19 protein-coding genes, 2 tRNA genes and 1 riboswitch are annotated in these 22,376 nt (G+C 66.4%); of the genes, 10 read left to right on the forward strand and 11 right to left on the reverse strand.

Annotation, left to right across the window (positions count from 1 at the left end):
- Positions 1–102: 102 nt before the first annotated feature.
- The 4 genes from CY652_RS03900 to CY652_RS03915 all read right to left on the reverse strand — a co-directional run bounded on the left by CY652_RS03900 (position 103) and on the right by CY652_RS03915 (position 4,367).
- A complete protein-coding gene (locus tag CY652_RS03900) occupies positions 103–891 on the reverse strand; it encodes a COG4705 family protein (RefSeq protein ID WP_102129400.1) in 789 nt (262 codons plus the stop codon).
- A 119-nt stretch (positions 892–1,010) separates the two neighbouring features.
- Positions 1,011–2,384: a sensor histidine kinase gene (locus CY652_RS03905; RefSeq protein ID WP_102129401.1), complete on the reverse strand. Its 1,374-nt coding sequence runs from the start codon at positions 2,382–2,384 to the stop codon at positions 1,011–1,013.
- On the reverse strand, positions 2,381–3,043 hold the full coding sequence (locus tag CY652_RS03910; protein WP_102129402.1) for a response regulator: 663 nt from the start codon (positions 3,041–3,043) through the stop codon (positions 2,381–2,383). The genes CY652_RS03905 and CY652_RS03910 overlap by 4 nt, the downstream gene beginning before the upstream one ends.
- A gap of 94 nt (positions 3,044–3,137) precedes the next feature.
- Positions 3,138–4,367: a D-amino acid dehydrogenase gene (locus CY652_RS03915; RefSeq protein ID WP_102129403.1), complete on the reverse strand. Its 1,230-nt coding sequence runs from the start codon at positions 4,365–4,367 to the stop codon at positions 3,138–3,140.
- A gap of 146 nt (positions 4,368–4,513) precedes the next feature.
- A riboswitch (glycine riboswitch) is annotated at positions 4,514–4,603 on the reverse strand.
- A 489-nt stretch (positions 4,604–5,092) separates the two neighbouring features.
- Between CY652_RS03915 and CY652_RS03920 the strand changes: the two genes are divergently transcribed.
- From CY652_RS03920 to CY652_RS03935, 4 genes are all read left to right on the forward strand, one after another.
- Positions 5,093–6,547: an aldehyde dehydrogenase family protein gene (locus CY652_RS03920; protein WP_102129404.1), complete on the forward strand. Its 1,455-nt coding sequence runs from the start codon at positions 5,093–5,095 to the stop codon at positions 6,545–6,547.
- 134 nt (positions 6,548–6,681) lie between these two features.
- Positions 6,682–7,290 (forward strand): TetR/AcrR family transcriptional regulator, encoded by a 609-nt coding sequence (locus tag CY652_RS03925; protein ID WP_102129405.1) that lies wholly within the window; start codon positions 6,682–6,684, stop codon positions 7,288–7,290.
- Between the two features lie 113 nt (positions 7,291–7,403).
- On the forward strand, positions 7,404–8,096 hold the full coding sequence (locus tag CY652_RS03930) for a type 1 glutamine amidotransferase domain-containing protein (protein ID WP_102129406.1): 693 nt from the start codon (positions 7,404–7,406) through the stop codon (positions 8,094–8,096).
- A gap of 140 nt (positions 8,097–8,236) precedes the next feature.
- Entirely contained in the window at positions 8,237–9,694 is a 1,458-nt protein-coding gene (locus CY652_RS03935) for an NAD-dependent succinate-semialdehyde dehydrogenase (RefSeq protein WP_102129407.1), read from the forward strand.
- A 274-nt stretch (positions 9,695–9,968) separates the two neighbouring features.
- Here CY652_RS03935 and CY652_RS03940 read toward each other — a convergent pair whose 3' ends face one another.
- The gene (locus tag CY652_RS03940) at positions 9,969–10,544 is read right to left on the reverse strand and encodes a TetR/AcrR family transcriptional regulator (RefSeq protein ID WP_102129408.1); all 576 of its coding nucleotides are present in this window, start codon (positions 10,542–10,544) and stop codon (positions 9,969–9,971) included.
- A 186-nt stretch (positions 10,545–10,730) separates the two neighbouring features.
- Here CY652_RS03940 and CY652_RS03945 point away from each other — a divergent pair, with 186 nt between their 5' ends.
- Positions 10,731–11,426 (forward strand): glutathione S-transferase, encoded by a 696-nt coding sequence (locus CY652_RS03945; RefSeq protein WP_102129409.1) that lies wholly within the window; start codon positions 10,731–10,733, stop codon positions 11,424–11,426.
- A gap of 186 nt (positions 11,427–11,612) precedes the next feature.
- On the opposite strand, the gene CY652_RS03950 is transcribed toward CY652_RS03945, so the two are convergent.
- The 4 genes from CY652_RS03950 to CY652_RS23810 form a co-directional block, all read right to left on the reverse strand.
- Positions 11,613–12,356 carry a class I SAM-dependent methyltransferase gene (locus CY652_RS03950; protein ID WP_102129410.1) on the reverse strand — a complete coding sequence of 248 codons (744 nt, stop codon included), beginning with the start codon at positions 12,354–12,356 and terminating at the stop codon, positions 11,613–11,615.
- A 346-nt stretch (positions 12,357–12,702) separates the two neighbouring features.
- Positions 12,703–13,569, reverse strand: coding sequence for a sensor histidine kinase (locus CY652_RS03955; protein WP_102129411.1), 867 nt, complete (start codon positions 13,567–13,569; stop codon positions 12,703–12,705).
- Positions 13,570–14,026: 457 nt separating this feature from the next.
- Positions 14,027–14,419: a BON domain-containing protein gene (locus tag CY652_RS03960; protein WP_219723704.1), complete on the reverse strand. Its 393-nt coding sequence runs from the start codon at positions 14,417–14,419 to the stop codon at positions 14,027–14,029.
- 142 nt (positions 14,420–14,561) lie between these two features.
- On the reverse strand, positions 14,562–14,768 hold the full coding sequence (locus CY652_RS23810) for a hypothetical protein (protein ID WP_146010024.1): 207 nt from the start codon (positions 14,766–14,768) through the stop codon (positions 14,562–14,564).
- 277 nt (positions 14,769–15,045) lie between these two features.
- Here CY652_RS23810 and CY652_RS03965 point away from each other — a divergent pair, with 277 nt between their 5' ends.
- Positions 15,046–15,504: a type II toxin-antitoxin system HicB family antitoxin gene (locus CY652_RS03965; RefSeq protein ID WP_102129413.1), complete on the forward strand. Its 459-nt coding sequence runs from the start codon at positions 15,046–15,048 to the stop codon at positions 15,502–15,504.
- Positions 15,505–16,380: 876 nt separating this feature from the next.
- Here the strand turns inward: CY652_RS03965 and CY652_RS03970 are convergent.
- Both CY652_RS03970 and CY652_RS03975 read right to left on the reverse strand, forming a co-directional pair.
- Positions 16,381–16,465: transfer RNA gene (locus CY652_RS03970), tRNA-Leu, on the reverse strand.
- A gap of 141 nt (positions 16,466–16,606) precedes the next feature.
- A tRNA-Leu gene (locus CY652_RS03975) sits at positions 16,607–16,691 on the reverse strand.
- A gap of 363 nt (positions 16,692–17,054) precedes the next feature.
- On the opposite strand from CY652_RS03975, the gene rnr reads away from it, so the two are divergent.
- From rnr to rpiA, 4 genes are all read left to right on the forward strand, one after another.
- Positions 17,055–19,514 (forward strand): ribonuclease R, encoded by a 2,460-nt coding sequence (rnr, locus tag CY652_RS03980; protein WP_102129414.1) that lies wholly within the window; start codon positions 17,055–17,057, stop codon positions 19,512–19,514.
- A gap of 285 nt (positions 19,515–19,799) precedes the next feature.
- On the forward strand, positions 19,800–20,549 hold the full coding sequence (gene rlmB / locus CY652_RS03985) for a 23S rRNA (guanosine(2251)-2'-O)-methyltransferase RlmB (RefSeq protein WP_102129415.1): 750 nt from the start codon (positions 19,800–19,802) through the stop codon (positions 20,547–20,549).
- A gap of 8 nt (positions 20,550–20,557) precedes the next feature.
- Positions 20,558–21,460 (forward strand): N-acetylmuramoyl-L-alanine amidase, encoded by a 903-nt coding sequence (locus tag CY652_RS03990; protein ID WP_180970402.1) that lies wholly within the window; start codon positions 20,558–20,560, stop codon positions 21,458–21,460.
- A gap of 131 nt (positions 21,461–21,591) precedes the next feature.
- Entirely contained in the window at positions 21,592–22,287 is a 696-nt protein-coding gene (gene rpiA, locus CY652_RS03995; RefSeq protein ID WP_102129416.1) for a ribose-5-phosphate isomerase RpiA, read from the forward strand.
- Positions 22,288–22,376: the final 89 nt, after the last annotated feature.

Consider the following 22,376-nt stretch of genomic DNA (forward strand, 5'->3'; position numbering starts at 1 on the left):
ATTTCGGGATTTCCTTGAACTTCCGGGCGGCGCTTGACGTCGTCCACGCTTGCAAGACATTTCCGGCTCGCGGAAGCATTCGTCCGACCGGCCCGCCCATCGTCACGCATCGCGTCCGACGCGCCGCCGCGCGGCAAGCGCGCCCAGGCCGACCGCCGCGACGATGAACGCGATCAGCAGCAGCGAGGCGTCGAGGCGGCTGAATGCCAGTCCGCCCTGCGCGCGGGGCTTGTCGAAGAAGTCGCCAAGCGTGGCGCCGAGCGGCCGCGTCAGCACGAACGCGAGCCAGAACAGTAGCGTGCGCGAAAGCCGCGTCCATCGGTAGAGCGCGCAGAGGGTCAGCAGCAGCGCGCCGAAAATTAGCGTGCTGGTTTCGTAGCCGAGGCCGAGTCCGCCGCGGTCGTCGTCGGCGAACCAGTCGCCGAGCGCCGTGCCGAGCGTCTGCGAGAACAGGATGGTGGCCCAGTAGAACCACTCGACGCGCGGCGTATCGACGGTGCCGACCGACACGCTGCCGCGACTCAGGTACCAGGCGGCGAGGCTCGCGACGAGCAGCGCCGAGACGATCGTCACGCCGCCGGGATAACCGAGGCCGACCGAGCGGTCCGCGAAATCGGCGAGCGTCGTGCCGAGCGTGGTCGTTGCCACGATCGTCGCCCAGTAGAGCGCGACGTGGAAGCGCCGCGCGTTCACCTGCGCGGCAACGAAGCCGGCGAACAGCAGCGCGAAGATCGCCGAGCCGGCCAGATAGCCGAAATCCAGCGACATCGTCACCCAGTCGCCGCCGGTCTCGCCGAGCGTGGTGGCCGCGATCTTGACGATCCAGAAGCCGAACGTGACCGCCGGCACTTTCAGCGCGTGCGCGGCAAGGGAAACGGGCGGGGTGCGCATCGTCGCAGGCTCCTCTCGAATGGAATGACTGTGCCACGGCATGCCGTGAGCTCTCGGCCATGGTAAGCGGCGAAACCTGATGGAATGCTTAAGAAGGCGCCGCGGTTGCGGCGCGTCGGCTACGAGGCGCGCGGTGAGTGCGCGGGGCGCAGTCCGGCCAGCGTGACCGAGAGGCCGGGTTGATCCGCGTGGTTGCGCAGGCAGAGCGTGGCGTGATGTCGTTCCGCGATCTTGCGCGCGATCGCGAGGCCGAGCCCGCTGCCCTGTTCGTGGGTGCCCGCGCCGCGGCGGAAACGGTCGAATACGCGCTCCTCGTCGCCGGGCGCGATGCCCGGTCCGTTGTCCGACACCGAGACGCTGACCGTCTCGCCGCTACGGGCCAGGACGACGTCCACCCTGCCGCGCGCGGGCGTGTAGCGGATCGCGTTGTCGAGCAGGTTGCCGAGCAGCACTTCGAGGCCGTGTGGCTCGGCCTGCACCACGAACGCGTCCGGGCCGGCGGCCGGCCCTTCGCTTTCGCTTTTGCTTTCGCCGGACTTCCAGCATTCGAGCCCGAGGTCGATCTGCTTCGCTTCCGCAAGCAGCGAGAAGTCGCCGACCGCGCGCTCGCAGAGGCGGCGCAGGCTCACGGCCTGCGGCTGCGCCGCCGGCTGGGCGTCCTCGCGCGCGAGCGAGAGCAACTGGTGGACGAGATGGATGAGCCGGTTCAGGCGCTCCTCGATGCGCCCGAACGTCGTCTTGCTGCCGCTCAGCGAGCCGTCGCGTTCGGCCGCCTGCAATTGCAGCTTCAGCGCGGCGAGCGGCGAGCGCAGCTCGTGCGCCGCGTCGGCGACGAACGTGCGTTGGGCCTGCGACGAGGCGTTCAGGCGCGCGAGCAGATCGTTGAGGGCGACGACGAGCGGCCGGATTTCGACGGGAATCGGGCCGTCCGTGCCGATCGGCTCGAGCGCGTCGAGCGAGCGCGTGGACAGCGCGCCCGAGAGTTCGCGCACCGGCCCGAGCCCGCGCGCGACGACGAACGGCACGAGCGCGAGAACGGCCAGAATCAGCAGTCCGAACGGCCAGAGCGTGCGCAGCGCGAGCCGCAACGCGAGATCCTCGCGCACCGAGACGGGCTGGGCGAGCTCGAAGAAGCGCCCGTCGCGCGGCGTGCCGAACACGCGCCATTGATAGCCGTTGTACTCGATCGTGTGAAAGCCCGCGGTCAGGGGCGCGAGATCGACGCCGCCGAGCGAGCGGTAGACCGTGCGGCCGGCGGCGTCGCGAATCTGGATGAAGAGCCGGTCGTCGGATATGCCCTCGAAGTCGGGCATCGCGAGGCCGGCGTCGCCGAGGTCCGGCGGCAGCGACAGCGCCACCGTGCGTAGCTCGTAGTCGAACAGCTCGCCCGCCTCGATGCGCGCCGTGTGAAAAATGCCGTAGGCGGCGACGAGCGCCGCGCCGGCGAGACCGACGATGAGCCAGCCGAGCAGCCAGCGCCGGATCGAGGTCATGGCGCCTTCCTGAGGCGGTAGCCGACGCCGCGCACCGTGACGATCTGCTCGGGGCCGAGCTTGCGGCGCAGGCTGTGCACGTGCACCTCGATCGTGTTGCTGCCGACTTCCTCGCCCCAGCCGTAGAGCTTTTCTTCGAGCTCCGCGCGCGTGAACACGCGGGCCGGTTTCTCGATGAGCGCCTGCAGCAGGCTGAATTCGCGCGGGATGAGCGAGAGTGGCCGGCCTCCGAGCGTGGCCTCGTGCGCGGCCGGATCGAGCGCGAGGTCGCCGTGCGTATAGCGCGGCTGCGTCTGGCCGGTGCGCCGCCTCAGGAGGGCCCGCACGCGCGCGGCGAGCTCGTTCAGGTCGAACGGCTTGACGAGATAGTCGTCGGCGCCCGCGTCGAGACCGGCGATGCGGCTTTCGATCGCGTCGCGGGCCGAGAGGATGAGGACGGGCGCGTCGCCGCCGCGGGCGCGATAGCGGCCGAGGACGTCCACGCCGCCGAGCTTCGGCAGGCTCAGGTCGAGCAGCACGAGGTCGTAGACGCCGTTGCCGAGCGAGAGCTCGGCTTCGCGGCCGTCGCGGGCCCAGTCGACGGCATACCCTTCGCGGCGCATCGCTTCGACGACCGTCTCGCCGATCATCCCGTCGTCCTCGACCAGCAGCAGACGCATGGCGTTCCTCCGTGAGTGCCGCGATTGTCCGTGCCCGCAGCTTAAGTCTTCCTTAAGCGGCTGTTAAGCCGGGGACGCCGGCTGGCGGTCTGCTCTAGGCCTGCGGCGCCGCGCTGGCCACGGCGTCCGCCACGGCTTCGGCCGTGGCCGCCGAGAGCGTCCAGCCGAGGTGTCCGTGTCCGGTGTTGTAGAAAATGCCGCGCCGCCGGCCGCGTCCGACCTTCGGCAGCATGCCGGGCAGCATCGGCCGCAGCCCGGCCCACGGAACGACGCGCGACGTCGAGACGGCCGGAAAATGCCGGCGCGTCCAGTCGACGAGCGGGCGGACGCGATCGGCGCGAATGTCGTAGTTGTAGCCGTTCAGCTCCGCCGTGCCGGCCACGCGGAAGCGGTCTTCGCCCAGCCGGCTCGTGACGATCTTCGCCTTGTCGTCGAGCAGGCTGACCCACGGCGCGGCGGCGCGGCTCGCGGCGTCGTCGAGACAGACGGTGATCGAATAGCCCTTGACGGGGTAGACGTTCAGGTGGTCGCCGGCCATCGCGGCGAACGCACGGCTGTGCACGCCGGCGCAGATGACGAGGCGATCGAACGCTTCGTCGTCGCGTCGATCCGCCTGCCGCGTGACGAGGCGGACCCGGCCGTTCTCCGCCTCGCGGATGGCCTCGACCGTCGTGTCGTAGCGGAACGCGACGCCGTGCGTCTCGCACGCCGTCGCGAGGCCGCGCGTGAACTTGTGGATGTCGCCGGTGGAGTCCGACGGCGTGAAGAAGCCGCCGTGAAACTGGCCGTGCAGCGCGGGTTCCAGCGCGCGGATCTCGTCGGGCGTGACGGGGCGTCTCTCGAGGCCGCCGGCGTTGAGCAGCGTGTTGACGTTCAGCGCCGCCTCGAACTCTTTACGCGTCGCGTAGAAATGCAGGATGCCGCGCCGCTCCAGATCGAAGTCGATCTTCTCGCGCTCGGCGATCTCGAACAGATGCTGGCGCGCGGCGATGGCGAGGCGCACCGTCTCGACGGTGTTCGCGCGGTAGTTCGGAATTTGCCGCAGGAATTCGCCGATCCAACTGTATTTGTGCCAGCCCGGCCGCGGGCTCATGAGGAGCGGCGCGTCGCGCACAAACATCCAGCGCAGCCCCTTCAGCACGGTGGCGCGGCTGTTCCACACCTCGGCGTTGCTGGCCGAGAGCTGGCCGCCGTTGGCGAACGAGGTTTCCATCGCGGCATAGCGATGGCGCTCGAAGACGGTGACGGCAAACCCGCGTCTGGCGAGGGCGTAAGCGGTCGTGACGCCGGTAATGCCGGCGCCGATGATGGCGATACGTGACATGACATGGACCTGGTTCGTTGAGCATCGCCGGCCAGTTCGAAGCCGGCGTCGATGCCCCATCTGTCCATGTACCTGAGAGTTTCGCTTTCGTGGCGTCGACGAAAGCTCTCCTTCGGTGGGCACGCGCGGTGCCGCTCTCCAGATGTTCCGGCAGCACGGTCCTTTTGCCTGAGAGTTTCCGGGGCGGTTGCTCCGTCGGCGCCGTCGCGAGCGAGGGTCTCTCCCATGCTGCGTTGTGGAACGGCGTGACGATACCGCATCAGAAAGCGGTGTGGCAACGGTTGATTGAGGGGGCGGGGCTAACGCGATGCGGGGAAGGGGACGTTCGGGGGCCCGATAAATGAGGAGAGCGGGTAGCGACACCCGATTTCCCCGGGGTTGCTCGTCCCGGGCGCGGCTACCTCGCCGCGAAAGCGTCGATGTTCGTGAGCCTGGCTCGACAGCATCCGGCGTCGCCCAACCTTCGTGACTTCGTGATCTAGCTTCCGTCGGGAGCCATGTCATTGGCGCCGGATTCCAGGGTTGCAAACTAGAGACGACTGGTCTATTCTAAATAGACGACTGGTCTAATCGGAAAAGGGGATACAAGCCCGAGGCAGCGGCATCGCCCGGCGGACCGGTCGGTCAGAGCGGCGCCGACGTCGTGCGCCGCGTGAACTCGCTGTCGAACGGCCCATCCCCGGCCGCGGCAGATCAGCCCGAAACGCATACCCGGAGAATCCTTCATGTCCGCAACGCTTCAACCCGCTCAATCCGCCGGCGTTTTCGACGGCCCGTATTACCTCAGCATCGCCGGCCGGCTCGTCGAGTCGGACAGCACGTTCGACGTCCTGAACCCGGCCACGGGCCGGGTGCTCGCCCAGGCGCCGGCGGCCACGCCCGCGCAGCTCGACGCGGCGATCGCCGCCGCGAAGACCGCGTTCAGGAGCTGGTCGGCGCTCGGCTACGACGAACGCCAGAAGTACCTGAACGCCTATGCCGACGCCCTCGGGGCGCACCGCGACGAGCTTTCGCGCCTGCTTACGATGGAGCAGGGCAAGCCGCTCAAGACGATGGCCGAACCGGAGGTCGACCAGTCGATTTCGTGGATTCGGCAGATCGCCGCGCGGCGCCTCCCGGTCGAGATCGTCGAGGAAACCGACGAGCACGTCGTCGAACTGCATCACACGCCGCTCGGCGTCATCGGCGCGATCACGCCGTGGAATTTCCCGGTGCTGCTGGCGCTCTGGAAGGTCGCCCCGGCGCTGATCGCGGGCAACACCATGGTCATCAAGCCGTCGCCGTTCACGCCGCTGTCCACGCTGCGCTTCGGCCAGATCGCGCAGTCGGTGCTGCCCGCCGGCGTGCTGTCGATCGTCTCGGGCGGCAACGAACTCGGGCCGCAACTGACCGCGCATCCCGACATCGCCAAGATCAGCTTCACGGGCTCGACCGAGACGGGCAAGCACGTGATCCGCTCGGCGGCCGGCACGATCAAGCGCGTCACGCTCGAAATGGGCGGCAACGACGCGGCCATCGTGCTGCCCGACGCCGACTGGCAAGCGATCGTTCCGTCGCTGTTCTGGGGCGCCGTCGGCAACTCGGGGCAGTGGTGCGTCGGCATCAAGCGCCTGTACGTCCACCGCTCGTTCCACGCGGACTTCGTGAAGGCCTTCGTCGACTACGCGAAACAGCAGAAGCTCGGCGACGGGCTCGATCCGGCCGTCACGGTCGGACCGGTGCAGAACAGGATGCAGTTCGAGAAGATCAAGACCTTCCTCGCCGACATCAAGGCCAACGGGCAGAAGATCGTCCTCGGCGGCGAGATCGACGAGAGCCGGCCGGGATACTTCGTCCCCGTGACCGTCGTCGACAATCCGCCCGAGCATTCGAAGATCGTGCAGGAAGAGCAGTTCGCGCCGATCGTGCCGATCATCGCCTACGACGACGTGGACGACGTCGTCGAGCGCGCCAACGACAGTCCGTTCGGGCTGGGCGGCTCGGTCTGGGGGCGCGACACGCGGGCCGCGGTTGCCGTGGCGAACCGGCTGGAAACGGGCATGGTCTGGGTGAACGAGATGCACACCCAGGGCGTGGACATTCCGTTCGGCGGCCACAAGCAATCGGGCCTCGGCACCGAGCACGGCGACGAAGGCCGGCGGCTCTTCACCAACCCGAAGACGGTGTTGATCCGCAAGTGAGGCGGCTTGCCGCGAGGCGGTAGCGATGCCTTCGGGCGCGGGGAACGTCAGCCCGTTTCCTCGCGCCCGAAAGCCGGACCGCCGCTTCGCTCCGAAGCTAAATGACCGGTCTATTTCATGCTAGATTAGCGCGCATGACGACTCCGACTGCATACGAACCTGCCACCGACGTCCGCGGGAATATTCTCGCCACCGGCCAGCGCATCATGGCCGGCAAGGGATTCTCAGCGGTCGGCCTGAACGAGATTCTGGCGGCCGCCGGCGTCCCGAAGGGGTCCTTCTACCATTACTTTGGTTCGAAGGATGCGTTCGGCGAGGCGCTGCTCGACCGCTACTTCGAGGACTACCTGGCCAACCTCGACGCGACGCTCGGCCAGCCCGGCCTGACCATGGCGCAGCGTCTGATGAACTACTGGCGGCAATGGCAGGACAACCAGTCGGTCTTCGACGGTCCGGGCAAGTGCCTCGCCGTGAAGCTCGGGGCGGAAGTCGCCGATCTTTCGGAAAGCATGCGTGCGGCGCTCAAGCGCGGGACGTCGGGGATCGTCGGGCGCATCACGCGGGCGATCGAAGCCGGCGTCGCGGACGGGTCGCTTGCGGTCGACGGCGATCCCGGCTGCGCCGCGCAGAGCCTCTATCAACTCTGGCTGGGGACGAGCGTGATGGTGAAGATCGTCCGCGACAACCAGCCGTTCGAGACGGCCATGATCACGACTCGCCAGATTCTCCATCTTTCCGCCTGACCGGCGGAAAGAGGCCGCTGCACTTCGACAGGAGTGCTTTTTTTATATTTCCCATTGAGACGACCGGTCTATTTTTATTCTGTCCGTTTTCATTTGCATGCAGGAGTAACGACATGAAAGTCCTGATGGTTCTGACGTCGCACGACGAGCTGGGCAATACCGGCCGCAAGACGGGCTTCTGGCTGGAAGAGCTGGCCGCGCCGTACTACGTGTTCAAGGATGCCGGCGCGGAAATCGTGCTCGCGTCGCCGAACGGCGGTCAGCCGCCGCTCGATCCGAAGAGCAGCGAGCCGGCGTTCCAGACCGGATACACGCGTCGTTTCGGCGCCGACGCGCAGGCAAAGGCGCAGCTCGCCGCCACGGTGCGCCTCGATCGCGTTTCGCAGGCCGATTTCGACACGGTGTTCTACCCGGGCGGCCACGGTCCGTTGTGGGACCTCGCCGAGGACAAACGCTCGATTGCGCTGATCGAATCGTTCGCTGCGGCCGGCAAGCCCGTCGCCTTCGTCTGTCACGCGCCGGGCGTGCTGCGCCACGTGAAGACGGCGGCCGGCAGGCCGTTCGTCGAAGGCAGGAAAGTTACCGGTTTCACCAACACCGAGGAAGCAGCCGTCGAACTGACCGACGTGGTGCCGTTCCTCGTCGAGGACGAACTCAAGGCGAAGGGCGGCCTTTTCTCGCGCGCCGACGACTGGACGCCTTACGTCGTCGACGACGGTTTGCTGGTCACGGGCCAGAACCCGGCGTCGTCGGCGCCGGCTGCCGAGCTTTTGCTGAAGCGGCTTGCCGCAGGCGCGAAGTCGTGAGTGCCCGCGTGGCGAGGATTCGCGAGCGCGTTTGAATCGCGCACGAAAGGTTCGCCGGCGCCATCGGTCATTTCCGTGATCGGCGTACCCGGACGCGTCGGCGAACGACACGCATTGCCCAACATGAAAAGGTGAATACGATGCTGGAACGTATCAGGTCAGCCGACTGGCTGCGCGAAACAAACTTCATCGACGGCCAGTGGGTGGCCGCGGACGACGGCCGCACCCTGGCCGTGGACGACCCCGCCACGGGGAAAAACATCGGGTCGATCGCGTGGTCGGGGGCGAGCGAAACCCGTCGCGCCATCGACGCCGCGCATGCCGCCTTCGCGGACTGGTCGACGACGACCGCCGCCGAACGCGCCGATTTGCTCCAGAACATGGCCCGCGCGGTCCGGGAAAACCTGGACGAACTCGCGAGCCTGCTCACGCTCGAGCAGGGCAAGCCGCTCGCCGAGGCGCGCGTGGAGATCAAGCTGGGTGCCGACTACATCCAGTGGTTCGCCGAGGAGGCCCGGCGCATCAACGGCGAGATCGTTCCCTCGCCGTGGAAGGGCCGGCAGATTCTCGTGACCCGCGAGCCGGTCGGCGTCGTCGGCGCCATCGCGCCGTGGAATTTTCCGTTCCTGATGCTCTCGCGCAAGGTCGCGCCCGCGCTCGCGGCGGGCTGCACGGTCGTCGTCAAGCCGTCGGAGTTCACGCCGTATTGCGGGCTGCTCTGGGGCGTGCTCGCGGAGAAGATCGGCCTGTCCGCCGGCGTCGTCAACGTCGTGACGGGCGATGCAGCCGCGATCGGCGGCGAGCTGACCGCGAACCCACGGGTGCGCAAGCTCACCTTCACCGGCTCGACGCGCGTCGGCAAGCTGCTCTACGAACAGTCTGCGGCGACGATGAAAAAGCTCTCGCTCGAGCTGGGCGGCAATGCGCCGTTCATCGTGTTCGACGATGCCGATCTCGACCGCGTGGTCGAGGGCGCTGTAGCGGCCAAGTATCGCAACACCGGCCAGACCTGCATCTGCACCAACCGTTTCTACGTGCAGGACGGCATCTACGACGAATTCGCGCGTCGCCTGACCGAACGCGTGCGCGCGCTCAAGGTCGGCAACGGATTCGAGGCCGACGTCCAGCAGGGCCCGCTGATCAACCCGGCCGCGCTGAAGAAGGTCGAGGCGCACGTGGCCGACGCGCAGGCGAAAGGCGGCCGGATTCTCGCGGGCGGCAAGCGCCATGCGCTCGGCGGCACGTTCTTCGAGCCGACGGTCATCGCCGACGCCACGTCCGGGATGCTGATTGCTCGTGAGGAAACCTTCGGGCCCGTGGCCGCGCTGTTCCGCTTCAAGGACGAACAGGAGGCTATCGACGCCGCCAACTCGACCGAGTTCGGCCTCGCCGCGTACTTCTACAGCCGCGATCTCGCGCGCGTGTTCCGCGTGTCGCGCGCGTTGCAAAGCGGCATGGTCGGCATCAACGAAGGCCTCATCACGACCGAAGTCGCGCCGTTCGGCGGCGTCAAGGATAGCGGCATCGGCCGCGAAGGTTCCGTGCACGGCATCGACGAATACCTGAACCTCAAGTACATGAGCCTCGGCGGTCTGTAACGACGCGCGTCGGGGCAAGCCCCTTCACGAATCGGAACACCGGTCGTCACCGCCATGCGCTTCCGCGACGTGCTGGACGAGCGGATTCCGCGCGAGGCGGTCTCTACCGCTACTACAACCCGGGCGGTCCGCCCCGCAAGCTGGCGCGTCTTCATCGACTTCGTGCGGGCGCGCCTGAAGCCGGCGTGCCGGCGCTTGAATTGCTTGAACCGGTTGAACCGGTTGAACCGCTTGAACCGCTTGAACCGCTTGAACCGCCGGGAAGACGGCGCCGCTATGCCGGCAGCAGACCCGCCGCGCGATAGCTTTCGATCAACGCGTCGTAGACCGCGATGTCCGAGCGGCTTCTCGCGACGAGCTGCGCGCCGGCGACGGCGGCGAAGATGGCGCGCGCGCGCGATTCGCTTTCTTTGGCATCGACCACGTTCGCCGCGGCCAGCACCTTGGCGAGCCACGCGACGTTCACGTCGGCGAAGGTCCGGACTTCCTTTTTCACGACTTCCGGCAGGTCGTCGGATTCGGCCGCCATGAAGCTGCACAGGCAGATGCGATTGCCGCTCTCGAGCGCCTTGCGGAACGTGCCGGGATAGTCGCGCAGGCCGTGGCGCGGACCCGCGGATTCGGCCAGCAGCGTTTCCAGGGCGGCGGCCGAGTCTTCCCAGTAGCGCCTTGCTACTGCCGCGCCGAGATCGGCCTTGCTGGCGAAGTGGTGGTAAATGCTCGCGGCCCTGATGCCGACGTCTTCCGCGAGATCGCGAAAATTCAGCCCGCCATAGCCGTGCGCCTGGGCGATTTTCGTGGCGGCCGCCAGGATTCTCTCCCGCGAGTTCGAATTCGTTTCGTTCCTCACTGCTACCGCTCCCGTGCAAGGCAAGAAATGGGCGTTGACAGGGGGCATTATACCGCTTATCGTTAACCTAACAAACGTTAGGTAGGTTTGTGGAAGGGGATGGATCAGGCAGCAAGCGGGTCCGATAGCAAGCGATGCGTTCCCGCGCATCGATTCCGACGCAACCAGACTGTGGAGAGGTACGCAATGAGTTCAGGCACCACCGATTTCGACGTAAGCACGCTCGCCCCGATGAAGATTTACGATTGGCCCACCGGCCCTTATCCGGCCCGCGTCCGTATCGCGCTGGCCGAGAAGAATCTGCAATCGCGCGTCGAGTTCGTGAGGGTCAACCTCTGGAAGGGCGAGCACAAGCAGCCCGACCATCTCGCGAGGAACTACTCGGGCACGCTGCCCGTGCTCGAACTCGACGACGGGACGTTCATCGCCGAGTGCACGGCCATCACCGAGTACCTCGACGCGCTCGACGGCGCGCCCGCGCTGACCGGCCGGACGCCGCGCGAGAAGGGCTTGATCCACATGATGAGCAAGCGGGCCGAGCTGGAGTTGCTCGACGCCATCAGCGTCTATTTCCACCACGGTACGCCGGGCCTTGGACCCGGCGTCGAGCTCTACCAGAACCCCGAGTGGGGATTCCGGCAGCGCGACAAGGGCCTGAGAGGCATGCGCTACTTCGATTCCGTCCTGAGAAGGCAGCCGTTCGTCGCCGGCGAGGCTTTCTCGATGGCCGATATCACCGTCGTGGGCGGTTTGATTTTTGCGTCGCTCGTGGATCTGGCGGTGCCTGCCGAATGCGAGGCGCTTCGGGCCTGGTACGCAAGGGTGCAGGAGCGCCCCAGCGTCAGGAACCAGCTCGCGCTGGTGTCGCCGCCGATCGATTGAAGCGCCGCTGAAAGCGCGCGGCTAATGCCGGACGAGACGACCCGAAGCGCCGGAGGGGGCATCGGGTCAACGACGAAACGTCTGCTATCGCCGGATGCGGGTAGCGAGGATGGCCGCTTCCCGAAACTGCGGGGAGGTGAGCAGGGAGGGCGAAATCTCGTCCGGCTTTTCCGCCGGGACGTCGAATCAGCCTCCGTGCCTGTCTACCGATAGCCGCTGACGCTCGTCCGCCGCCGGAAGCCGCCCGGCCTGGGCGAGATTCCCTCGCGCTTGACCGTCGCTCCTGCCCCCCTTGCGTCCAGCGCCATGCGACGTCGCGCGTGATAACTGGAGCGCGACTACACGGGCGGCCGGGAAATTCAGCCAGATGATTTCGGACGCAAGCTGGGTGAAGCCGTCGGTAAGATGACGCAATGGACCGTAGAGCGCGTAAGTGAACTGGACTATCAGCGCTCCGTTGGGTAATACCGCGCGCCAGTGCTGCACAATCGCGCGGGATTCGGCATAAGGCAGGGAACGCAGCGGTACTCCGGAAACGACGGCGTCAATCAAGGCTCCGGGCGGCAAAAAATCGCCAAGCTTGCCGGCGTCGCCGTGAATCACGCGGAGCCGCGGGAAGCGGGACGCCAGATGTTCGGCCAACGAGGCCGAGCGCTCGACGACAAGCAGACGATCCGCCTGAATGCCGTGATCCAGCAATGCCTGGGTGACGGCGCCGGTGCCCGCGCCCAGTTCAACGACCAACCCTGCTCCCTGGGCCGGGACCATCCGGGCAATGCGTTTGGCCAGGCTTCTTGAACTCGGCAAGATCGCCCCGGCGGATGAGGGCCGCAACAAGACCTCGTTAAGAAAAAGCAGCAAGGCGCGCGATGAGCCTAACCGGGCGAGTCTGTTCGCCTTGATTCCCGAAGCGGTATCGAACCTGTTCATTGAGCCTTTTCCCTGTCGAAGTTACGGTCCCGGGCTTAGCATTTACGGTGCCTGGATGCTTCGACACTGGCCGCCATCAGGTGGCTTCGTAGTCTGTACGCAATGATCGGAACATCCGATTTCCCTCGCGCGGCCGCTGCCCCTCGACTTTCACCGCGCACGCGAATCGGGCAATAGCCGTTCGAATTTCCGCTTCGCCATGCCGTAGCATTCGCAAACGCGTATCTCCAGTCCAAAGGCGTAATCAGTGCCGGGATATGGCGCGGCAACAGACGCTGCACCGGGCCGGCCTGATGCGCGGCATGGTGATTAACGACACGGGATGTCCGGCGAAACGGGGTGGCGCTCAACATATGCACGGCGCCACGACGACAGGTAGCCGTAACGTGAATTCGCTACCCATGCCCGGGCCGTCGCTGGTAGCCGTTACGGTTCCACCATGCGCCTCGGCGACGGCCTTCACGACCGCAAGACCGATTCCCAACCCGCCGGCGCTCTCGGCGATCGTCCGGCTGGACTGGGCAAACAGATCAAAAATATGAGGCAGCAAGGCGGCGGAGATGCCCAGACCGTTGTCCCTGACGGACAGGACAAGGTCCTTGCCTTCGGCTATCGCGCGTACCTTGATCCAGCCAGTCGCCGGCGTGTACTTCACGGCGTTGCGCACCATGTTGTTGATGGCCTGGCCGAGTCGCATCGGGTCGCCCTCCAGGCGCAGCATTCTGTCGGGAATCTGGACGGTGAACGTCTGGCCGCGCGCGGCCGCCGCGGCTGCGGCGCCCTCGAGCGGGTCCGACAACACGTCGATCAGCCCAACCTGCGCCACACTCAGGCGCAGCGCGCCCCGTCCAACGCGCGTGGCATCCGTCAGGTCCTCCGCAAGCCGCGCGATCTGGGCAATCTGCCGATCGATGATGTCAACCATGCTTGACACTTCGGGCTGTTTCGCCGACGCGAGACGAATGATACGGGCGGCGAACTGCAACGGGGTCAGCGGACCGCGTAACTCATGCGCAACCATGGCCAGAATTTCGTCCCTGGGCGCGGCGGTCTGGGGTGGAATGCGGACCTGTCGCGAATCGTCCGGGGAGAGCGCCTCGGCCTGTACGGCAGGACGGTCCGCCGCCAGGTCCAGTATTGCCGGATCCGGTGGGTCGCGCGTGTCGGCAGAGGAAGGCAAGGAACGTGCATGCGCTGACATGGTGATCTCCATTCATCGATGCATTGATCGCAGCCGGGGGCTTCAAAGCTGGCTCGGCGGGTCAGTCATAAAGGCTGGCCAGTGATGTTCGGAGCCACCTGTTCGCAAACCCCGGCCTTGCGAGCGCGACCCGAAAGTCGCCGATGCATGCAGGGCCGGAAAACACATTCTCACGCGAGATAGGGGTTAGTCTGTACGGTAGCGTTCAACGCATTTCAATATACGAGGCCATGACTGGCCATATAAGTATTACCAATACCGCTGTAGCGACGTTCGAATGGAGAATGCAGGAGGCAGGCCTGGCGCCGGCGGTGTACCGGACCTTATCTCTGATCTCTGCGCCATCGGCACGACACGGAGCAGACCATATTGTGATTCGGCCGTACTGCCGTTTCATGGGCGCGAATTCATTCCGTGAACGTCTTTCTACAACGTCCCCGGCTATGTCGGCAACGACCGCCGGGCTGGGTCAATCGGCGTTTCCCTCGTCCGTCCGGGCGATTTTCATGCGATTCCTGACTGCTTTCACGCCGTCCACCGTGTGCGCTTTTTCGACTGCAGTATCGATCTGATCCTGGGATGTCGCGTGACCCGATAGGGTAACCACGCCTTTATAGGTTCGCACTTTGATGCCGTCCGATTTCAGATCGGTGTCGGCGAGAAATTCGGCGTCGATTTTGGTACTGATGGTTTTGTCGTCCACATAGCGGCCGGTACTGCGTGTCGGCGTCGCGCTGTTGCCCGAGGCCTGTGCGGAACTCATGTTCGAGCTGGAATTGCCGGTCCCGTTCGTCTGCGCTCCTGCCGCCACCGAAAATGCCACGGCTGAGATAGCGAGGAGTTTACTGATCGCGTTTTTCACTTTCGTACTCCGAATGCGGTTTGTTTCCATATTGGATAGACGTCCACGGATTTACGATTCCGGATCGACCTGCCGGGATCTGCGTTGTGCCAGCTCCCTGCGCGGTCCTGCAACGTAGCATCGCGATAGGGTTCGGGCGCGGTCATCTTTTCCCGATCACGGGTTCTGTTCCGCTTTCCGCGTGCTTTCGTTTTTGTTTTTTACTTTTACGTTGCCGCGAATTGACGTCGGCTTCCGGGGCTGGACCCTCATGCACAATCGGCATGCCGTCGTCAGCCGCGTTGGCGGCCTCAAGTTCAAGTCTTTTCCTGTCTGCAAGGCTACTCGCGCTTGCATGATTAGCGATCATGTCGTGCTCCCATTAACGGGCAATGGCTTATGCCGTCACCTGATGATTATTCGACTTGTTCCGAAATCCGTCTGTACGGTACGGGACAAGGTTTTCTGGCATGACGTTGGGTATGTCGTCGTGCAAGGCACGAGATGCGCATTCTGGGAGCGGGTCCGTCGGCCCGTTCATTTCGCGGGCCGAGAAGGTCCCGCGCCGTACAGACACGCGGCCTGGCGGGTCGGAAGATACAGGCAGATACCGACGCCCAGTCGCTACGCGATACCGGAGATTTTTCATGCAATATCCACTGTACGTTCATCAAACTGACGGCATGCGTTATCGCGGCAGCTTTCCAGACTTTCCGCGCGCCGATGCCAGCGGAAAGTCATTTGCGCAACTGGCGCGCAATGCGCGGGACAGGGTGCAGCGGATCTACGATCGCAGCCAGCACCTTATTCCGGCTCCGACTGATGATCTGCATGCCTTGCAGATGCTGGATATGGACGACGGAGAGGGAATCTGGATGTTTGTCGAGATCGATCTCGCACGGGTCACATCGTGTGCGGTCCATCTTCAATTCAGCCTGAACGAGGGCGTGCTGCGTAACCTCGACGAGGCGGCGCAGGAGCGTCGCATGGCACGCACGGAATTCATTGCGCTGGCATGTCTGCATGAGCTCGCTTGCGAGCCTGATCGCGTTCGGGGTAACGGCGTACGGGCGCTGTTCAGCACGAAGGTTACCGGGGTGACGTAACCGGCTTTCGCTTTCCGGTTCGCAACCCGCCAGATGACGGCGCGCGCCGTAGACATAATCCCCGTCGCCGCGGCGACGATCGTCGTGCCGATCAGCCGGGCCGCGGCGAGCGCCGTTGCGGTTCGGGGGAGAGCGGGTGAGGGCGGCATCTCATGGACGAGTCTCCACAGGGACGAACGCGTCCAAAGCGCGAACGCTTCGGACGGGTTCGATCGAGCTCACTTATCTTGTGAGCCCCGGGACGAGCATGCCGGACATCGCATCTACGCGTCGGAGCGCGGTACGCAAGCGTACCGATCTGCACTGAGGCACGGTTCATCCTGAACGAAATCATTCGTGCGCGACGTGTCGACATGAACAGGGCGCACATGACGCAAGCCGTACCCGATTTGCCGGGGACGACGATTGCCGTACTCAGGAATGGACCACAGATATATGAACCCGCTGGCTTTTTTTCTCGTTATGGCGCTGGTTTTCGCGTTCCTCGATTTCTGGCAGCAGGTCCGGTCCGAACCGGTTTCCCACTCGGGAATGCGGGGATAGCCATGCGCTCGCATCATGCGAGCGCGGTAATGACCGGCACAGCGCTGGGGGGCAATGCCTGCTGGTATGCTTTGCAGAACTGACAGTCGTCTTGCTGGTCGATGCGCATCTTCCTTACGCCGCTGCGTGGAGCGCACTATGGGTGGTTTGTCGCGCAGCCTCATAAGACATCGCGCGGAAACGAGGCCAAAGGACAAAACATTCCCGAATCCGGATTGGACGCAGGTTTGCAGTGAAACCAGAGCTTTTTTCCGGCGCCCCAAAAAACAAAAACCCGCAAAAGCGGGCTTGCTGGTGAACATCAGATTGGCTGATGTTCCGGGACTATTTTCCTGGTGCCCAGGAGAGGACTCGAACCTCCACGGAGTTACCCGCTAGTACCTGAAACTAGTGCGTCTACCAATTCCGCCACCTGGGCACATCTTCACTTCACGCTGTTCGCCGCGCTATCCATCGTTTCCGGCGAACCGTCGGCCCGCCGGCGTATTGCTTTGCCACGGCGGGCCTGTCTTGTAAAAAAGAAGCCGCCCTGACGAGGCGGCTTCTTTCAATCCGAATCTGGTGCCCAGGAGAGGACTCGAACCTCCACGGAGTTACCCGCTAGTACCTGAAACTAGTGCGTCTACCAATTCCGCCACCTGGGCCAAGCATGTGCTGCTGGTTTGCTGCCGCTTCCCGAGTGCATCTCACGAGTTAAGCGTGCGATGCAGCAAAGATCGCCATTATATCGGAGCCCGCCGGCCTGTCAAGCATCGCGGTGCGGCCGTTGTCATCGCGCCCGGCGACGGGCGGCCGGTGCGAAAGCGGCCCGCGCCGCGCCCCGTGCAGCGCGGCGCGGGTGTTAGAATGCCTCGCAGCAATGCCGCACGCGGGGCATCCCGCGCCGCAGGCCCGTCCGGCAAGGCTCGCGGCGTTGCGGCGACCGGCAGACCCTGGATGTGCCGCCTTCCCGCGGGGCGGCGCGGCGTTCGACGTTCCACGCAGCGAGAACAACCATCGACAAGCCCTTGAGCAAATATCCGTATCCGATTCCGAGCCGCGAAGAGATTCTTGGCGTACTGCGCACGAGCGAAACACCGTTTACGGCGAACGACATCGCCGAGGCGCTGGCCATCAAGCGCCAGGAGCGCGAAGGGTTCTTCAGGCGGCTCGCCGCGATGGAGCGCGACGGCCAGATCCGGCTCGATGCGCGCGGCCAATACCAGTTGACCCATCCGTCCAGTTTCGTCGCCGGCCGCGTCCAGGGCCACCGGGACGGCTTCGGTTTTCTCGTGCGCGACGACGGTCAGGACGACCTGTTCCTGCCGCAGGGCGAGATGCAGAAGGTCATGCACAACGACCGCGTGCTCGCGCGCATCGTCGGCTACGACCGGCGCGGCCGGCCCGAGGGGCACATCGTCGAGGTGACCGAGCGCGCGAACCGCCGCGTGATCGGGCGGCTGCTCAACGAGAACGGCGCGTTCATCGTCGCGCCCGAGGACAAGCGCATCGGCCACGACATCCTCGTCACGCAGAACACGCGCAAGGCGCGGGTCGGGCAGGTGGTGGTGGTCGAGCTGACCGATTTCCCGAGCCGCCATTCGCAGCCGCTCGGCCGCGTGGTCGAGGTGCTCGGCGACATCGACGACCCCGGCATGGAAATCGAAATCGCCGTGCGCAAGTACGGCGTGCCGCACGAGTTCAGCGAGGCCGCGCTCGCCGAGGCCGCGAAGCTGCCCGACGAGGTGCGTCCGGCCGACCTGCGCTATCGCGTGGACCTGCGCGACGTGCCGCTCGTCACGATCGACGGCGAGGACGCGCGCGACTTCGACGACGCCGTCTACTGCGAGAGCGTCACCGTCGGGCGCGGCGAGGGTTTCCGCCTCGTCGTCGCGATCGCCGACGTCTCGCACTACGTGCTGCCCGGCAGCGGGCTCGACGTCGACGCGATCGAGCGCAGCACCTCGGTCTACTTCCCGCGCCGCGTGATCCCGATGCTGCCCGAAAAGCTCTCGAACGGGCTGTGCTCGCTGAACCCGGACGTCGACCGCTGCGTGCTCGTCTGCGACATGGTGATCACCGCGCGCGGCGAGATCAAGGCGTACCAGTTCTATCCCGGCGTCATCCACTCGGCCGCGCGGCTCACCTATACCGAGGTGGCCGCCGTCCTCAAGAACACCAAGGGGCCGGAGGCTTCGCGCCGCGCGGCCTTGCTGCCGCATCTGCAGAACCTGTACGGCGTCTACAAGGCGCTCTTCGCCGCGCGGCAGAAGCGCGGCGCCATCGATTTCGACACGACCGAAACCTACATCGTCTGCAACGCGCAGGGCAAGATCGAACAGATCGTGCCGCGCCAGCGCAACGACGCGCACAAGCTGATCGAGGAGTGCATGCTCTCGGCGAACGTCTGCGCGGCGGACTTCATGAAGCGCAACCGGCAGCCCGGCCTCTACCGCATCCACGCGGGGCCGACCGCCGAGCGGCTCGAGAACCTGCGCACGTTCCTGCGCGGCATGGGCCTCGCGCTCGGCGGCGGCGAGACGCCCCACGCGAGCGACTACGCGGCGCTGATGGCGCAGGTCCGCGACCGGCCCGACGCGCAGATGCTCCAGACGATGCTGCTGCGCTCGATGCAGCAGGCCGTCTACAGCCCCGACAACATCGGTCACTTCGGTCTCGCCTACGAGGCCTACGCGCACTTCACGAGCCCGATCCGCCGCTATCCGGACCTGCTCACGCACCGCGCGATCTACGCGATCCTGCAGGGCAAGAAGTACCAGCCGCAGGCGCCCGAGGGCGTCGTGCTGAACACGGCGCTGTCGCCGCGCGCCCGCGCGCTGCAGGCGGAGGACGAAGCCAAAAACGGCAAGCGCACCCGCGCGGCCGGCACCGCGATCTGGGAGGAGCTCGGCCTGCACTGTTCGGCCAACGAGCGCCGCGCCGACGAGGCCTCGCGCGACGTCGAGGCCTGGCTCAAGTGCTACTTCATGCGCGACAAGCTCGGCGAGGAATACGGCGGGATGGTGAGCGGCGTCACGTCGTTCGGCATCTTCGTGCAGCTCGACGCGCTCTTCATCGAAGGGCTCGTGCACGTCACGGAGCTGGGTTCCGACTACTTCCAGTACGACGAGATCCGCAACGAACTGCGCGGCGAGCGCACCGGCATCCGCTACCGTCTGTCGGACCGGGTGCGGGTGCAGGTGAGCCGCGTCGATCTCGACGCGCGCAAGATCGACTTCCGGCTCGTGCGCGACACGCCGGCGAGGACGCCAGGCAATCGCGGCGCGGCGGCGGAGAAGGCCGTCGCGGAGCGCGGACCGCGCGTGCGCGAGCTGCCGGAGGCCGAAGGCGTACGCCGCAAGAAAGCCGCGCCGGCCGCCAGCGCGGCGGTGAAGGAGGCGCAGGCCGCGCGCAGCGCCGCGCGGACCTCGAAAAAGCGCGCGGCGTCGAAGTCGGCCGCGAAGAAGCAGGTGCGCGGCAAGCGCTGAGCGAGGGCGGCGGTGCGGCGTGGCCCGGCTGTCGTCGGGGCGGGCCGTGCCGTCGCTCGCATGGCGTCGCGGCGGCCCACGCGCGCGTTCGCCTTCGGCCCGATGCCGCCGCGCCGGTCTTTACGTGTGCGCCGGTCCGGGCGCGCTCCGGCAGCGGGGCGGTGCGATACATTCACATTGCGTCTTTCCGGAAAACCGCGCCTCGGCGGCCGGTTCCGTTTTTTCCGGCGCGTTTCGGGCATGTCGGGCGCGCCGTAGATCGTCATATCAGGGGTTGTATTCGCCATGTCACGTCAGAAGGTTCTCTACGGGTTTCACGCAGTGACCGCGCGCTTGCGGCTCGACGCGTCCACGGTCGAGGACGTCTACTACGACCCGACCCGGCGCGACCGCCGCATGCAGGATTTCCTGCACCTGGCGAAGGAGGCCGGCGTGCGTCTGATCGCGGCCGACGAAACGCGGCTCTGGGGGCTTGCGCACACGGAACGCCATCAGGGCGTGGTCGCGCGGGCCGGCGATTTGCCGCTGGCGCAGAACCTCGCGGAACTGCTCGACGGCATCGCGGGCGCGCCGCTCTTGCTCGTGCTCGACGGCGTGACCGATCCGCACAATCTCGGCGCCTGTCTGCGCGTGGCCGACGCGGCCGGCGCGCACGCGGTGATCGCGCCGCGCGACCGCGCCGTCGGCCTGAACGCGACGGCCGCGAAGGTGGCGAGCGGCGCGGCCGACACGGTGCCCTACATCACCGTGACCAACCTGGCGCGCGCGCTGCGCGAGCTCAAGGACGCGGGCGTCTGGGTGGTCGGCACGGCCGGCGACGCGAGCACGAGCCTCTACGAGACGAAGCTCGACGGCCCGGTGGCGCTCGTGATGGGCGCCGAGGGCGAAGGCATGCGGCGGCTCACGCGCGACACCTGCGACGAGGTCATGCACATTCCGATGGCGGGCTCGGTGGAGAGCCTGAACGTGTCGGTCGCGAGCGGGGTCGGTCTCTTCGAGGCGGTGCGGCAGCGCGCGGCCGTGCGCGCGCAGTAAGGCGCGCGATGTCCGTCTTTCGCGATCCGCGCCGCTTCGTTCGGCAGGGCCGCCGCCTCGCGCCTCGGGTGGCGGCATTGCTGGGCGTGCTCGCGCTGGCCGCCTGTGCAACCGGAATGACCGACCGCGGCGCGTACTTCGCCGATACGAACCATCCCGCGCAGGGCGTCGATTCGCGCGTGCGCTTTCTCGTGATGCATTACACGGCGCTCGACGAGGCCGATTCGCTCCGGGTGCTGACGACCGAAGCGGTCAGCGCGCACTACCTCGTGCCCGCCGATCCGCCGCTGCGCGACGGCCGTCCCGTGGTCTGGCAACTCGTGCCGGAGTCGCAGCGCGCCTGGCACGCGGGCCGCAGCGAGTGGCAGGGGACGACGGAGCTGAACGCGGCGTCGATCGGCATCGAGAACGTCAACATCGGTCCGCGCCGCACGCCGCAGGGCGTCGTCTGGCAGCCGTATCCGCCCGCCCAGGTGAGGGCGCTGATCCGGCTCGCGCAGGACATCGTCACGCGCTACCGGATTCCGCCTACGCGCGTGGTCGGCCACAGCGACATCGCTCCGCAGCGCAAGCTCGACCCGGGCCCCCTCTTTCCGTGGAAGCAGCTCTACGAGGCGGGCGTGGGCGCCTGGCCCGACCCGCAGACGGTCAAGGCCGATCTTGCGGGCCGCGCGCCCGACGCGCCCGCGGACGTGCGCGGCCTGCAGCTCAAGCTCGCGCGCTACGGTTACGATGTGCCGACCGACGGCGTGCTCGACGCGCGCACGCGGCGCGTGTTCGCCGCCTTCCAGATGCATTTCCGTCCGGCCGATTACTCGGGTACGCCCGATGCGCAGACCGACGCGATCGCGCAGGCGCTGCTCGACAAGTACATGCCGCAGCCCGAGCCGGGCAAGGACGGGACGCGCTGACGCCGGGCGGACGCCCCCGGTGCGTCCGCCCGGTCCGTGCTGCCGGCCGGGTCGGGGAGCGTCCGGGTTCCGGGGCGTCCCGGCGACTCCGATAAACTAGCGGTTTTTCCGCTTCGGGCATTGCCTCTTCCATGACTCAAGACGAACTCAAGAAACTGGTCGGCCAGGCGGCGGCCGATTACGTGAACGCGCACGTCGCGCCGGGCGCCGTGATCGGCGTCGGCACCGGCTCGACGGCGAACTGCTTCATCGACGCGCTCGCCGCCAGCAAGGACCGCTATCGCGGCGCGGTGTCGAGTTCGCTTGCGACGACCGCGCGACTTCAGTCGCACGGTTTCCGGGTGTTCGACCTCAACGACGTCGAGACGCTGCCCGTCTACGTGGACGGCGCCGACGAGATCAATGCCTCCGGCGCGATGATCAAGGGCGGCGGCGGCGCGCTCACGCGCGAGAAGATCGTCGCGTCGGTGGCCGACGCGTTCGTCTGCATCGCGGACGCGAGCAAGCGCGTGGACGTGCTGGGCCAGTTTCCTTTACCCGTCGAGGTGGTGCCGATGGCGCGCACGGCGATCGGCCGGCGTCTTGCGGCGCTCGGGGGCGTGCCGGTGCTGCGCGTGCAGAAGGACGGCACGCCGTTCGTGACCGACAACGGCAACGAGATTCTCGACGTGAAGGGGCTGCGCATCGACGATCCGCGCGGAACCGAGATCCGGATCAACGCATGGCCGGGCGTCGTGACGGTGGGGCTCTTCGCGGCGCGCGGCGCGAACCTGTGCCTGCTCGGCACGGCGAACGGGGTCGAGACGGTCCGCTACGACGGCCGCTAGGCACAGGCGCGGGCGAAGCCCGGGTTTCCCTGGACCGCCCTGGGTTTCGTGTAATCAGCCTTGTTCGCTCGCGAAGGCGCTGCAACGGC

The organism is Burkholderia sp. WAC0059, assembly GCF_002870125.1.
GTDB lineage: Bacteria > Pseudomonadota > Gammaproteobacteria > Burkholderiales > Burkholderiaceae > Paraburkholderia.

Coding starts and splice junctions, on each gene's coding strand:
- CY652_RS03900 (WP_102129400.1), bottom strand. CDS start 891: ATGCGCACCCCGCCCGTTTCCCTTGCCGCGCACGCGCTGAAAGTGCCG.
- CY652_RS03905 (WP_102129401.1), bottom strand. CDS start 2,384: ATGACCTCGATCCGGCGCTGGCTGCTCGGCTGGCTCATCGTCGGTCTC.
- CY652_RS03910 (WP_102129402.1), bottom strand. CDS start 3,043: ATGCGTCTGCTGCTGGTCGAGGACGACGGGATGATCGGCGAGACGGTC.
- CY652_RS03915 (WP_102129403.1), bottom strand. CDS start 4,367: ATGTCACGTATCGCCATCATCGGCGCCGGCATTACCGGCGTCACGACC.
- CY652_RS03920 (WP_102129404.1), top strand. CDS start 5,093: ATGTCCGCAACGCTTCAACCCGCTCAATCCGCCGGCGTTTTCGACGGC.
- CY652_RS03925 (WP_102129405.1), top strand. CDS start 6,682: ATGACGACTCCGACTGCATACGAACCTGCCACCGACGTCCGCGGGAAT.
- CY652_RS03930 (WP_102129406.1), top strand. CDS start 7,404: ATGAAAGTCCTGATGGTTCTGACGTCGCACGACGAGCTGGGCAATACC.
- CY652_RS03935 (WP_102129407.1), top strand. CDS start 8,237: ATGCTGGAACGTATCAGGTCAGCCGACTGGCTGCGCGAAACAAACTTC.
- CY652_RS03945 (WP_102129409.1), top strand. CDS start 10,731: ATGAGTTCAGGCACCACCGATTTCGACGTAAGCACGCTCGCCCCGATG.
- CY652_RS03950 (WP_102129410.1), bottom strand. CDS start 12,356: ATGAACAGGTTCGATACCGCTTCGGGAATCAAGGCGAACAGACTCGCC.
- CY652_RS03955 (WP_102129411.1), bottom strand. CDS start 13,569: ATGGAGATCACCATGTCAGCGCATGCACGTTCCTTGCCTTCCTCTGCC.
- CY652_RS23810 (WP_146010024.1), bottom strand. CDS start 14,768: ATGATCGCTAATCATGCAAGCGCGAGTAGCCTTGCAGACAGGAAAAGA.
- CY652_RS03965 (WP_102129413.1), top strand. CDS start 15,046: ATGCAATATCCACTGTACGTTCATCAAACTGACGGCATGCGTTATCGC.
- rlmB (WP_102129415.1), top strand. CDS start 19,800: ATGTCACGTCAGAAGGTTCTCTACGGGTTTCACGCAGTGACCGCGCGC.
- CY652_RS03990 (WP_180970402.1), top strand. CDS start 20,558: ATGTCCGTCTTTCGCGATCCGCGCCGCTTCGTTCGGCAGGGCCGCCGC.
- rpiA (WP_102129416.1), top strand. CDS start 21,592: ATGACTCAAGACGAACTCAAGAAACTGGTCGGCCAGGCGGCGGCCGAT.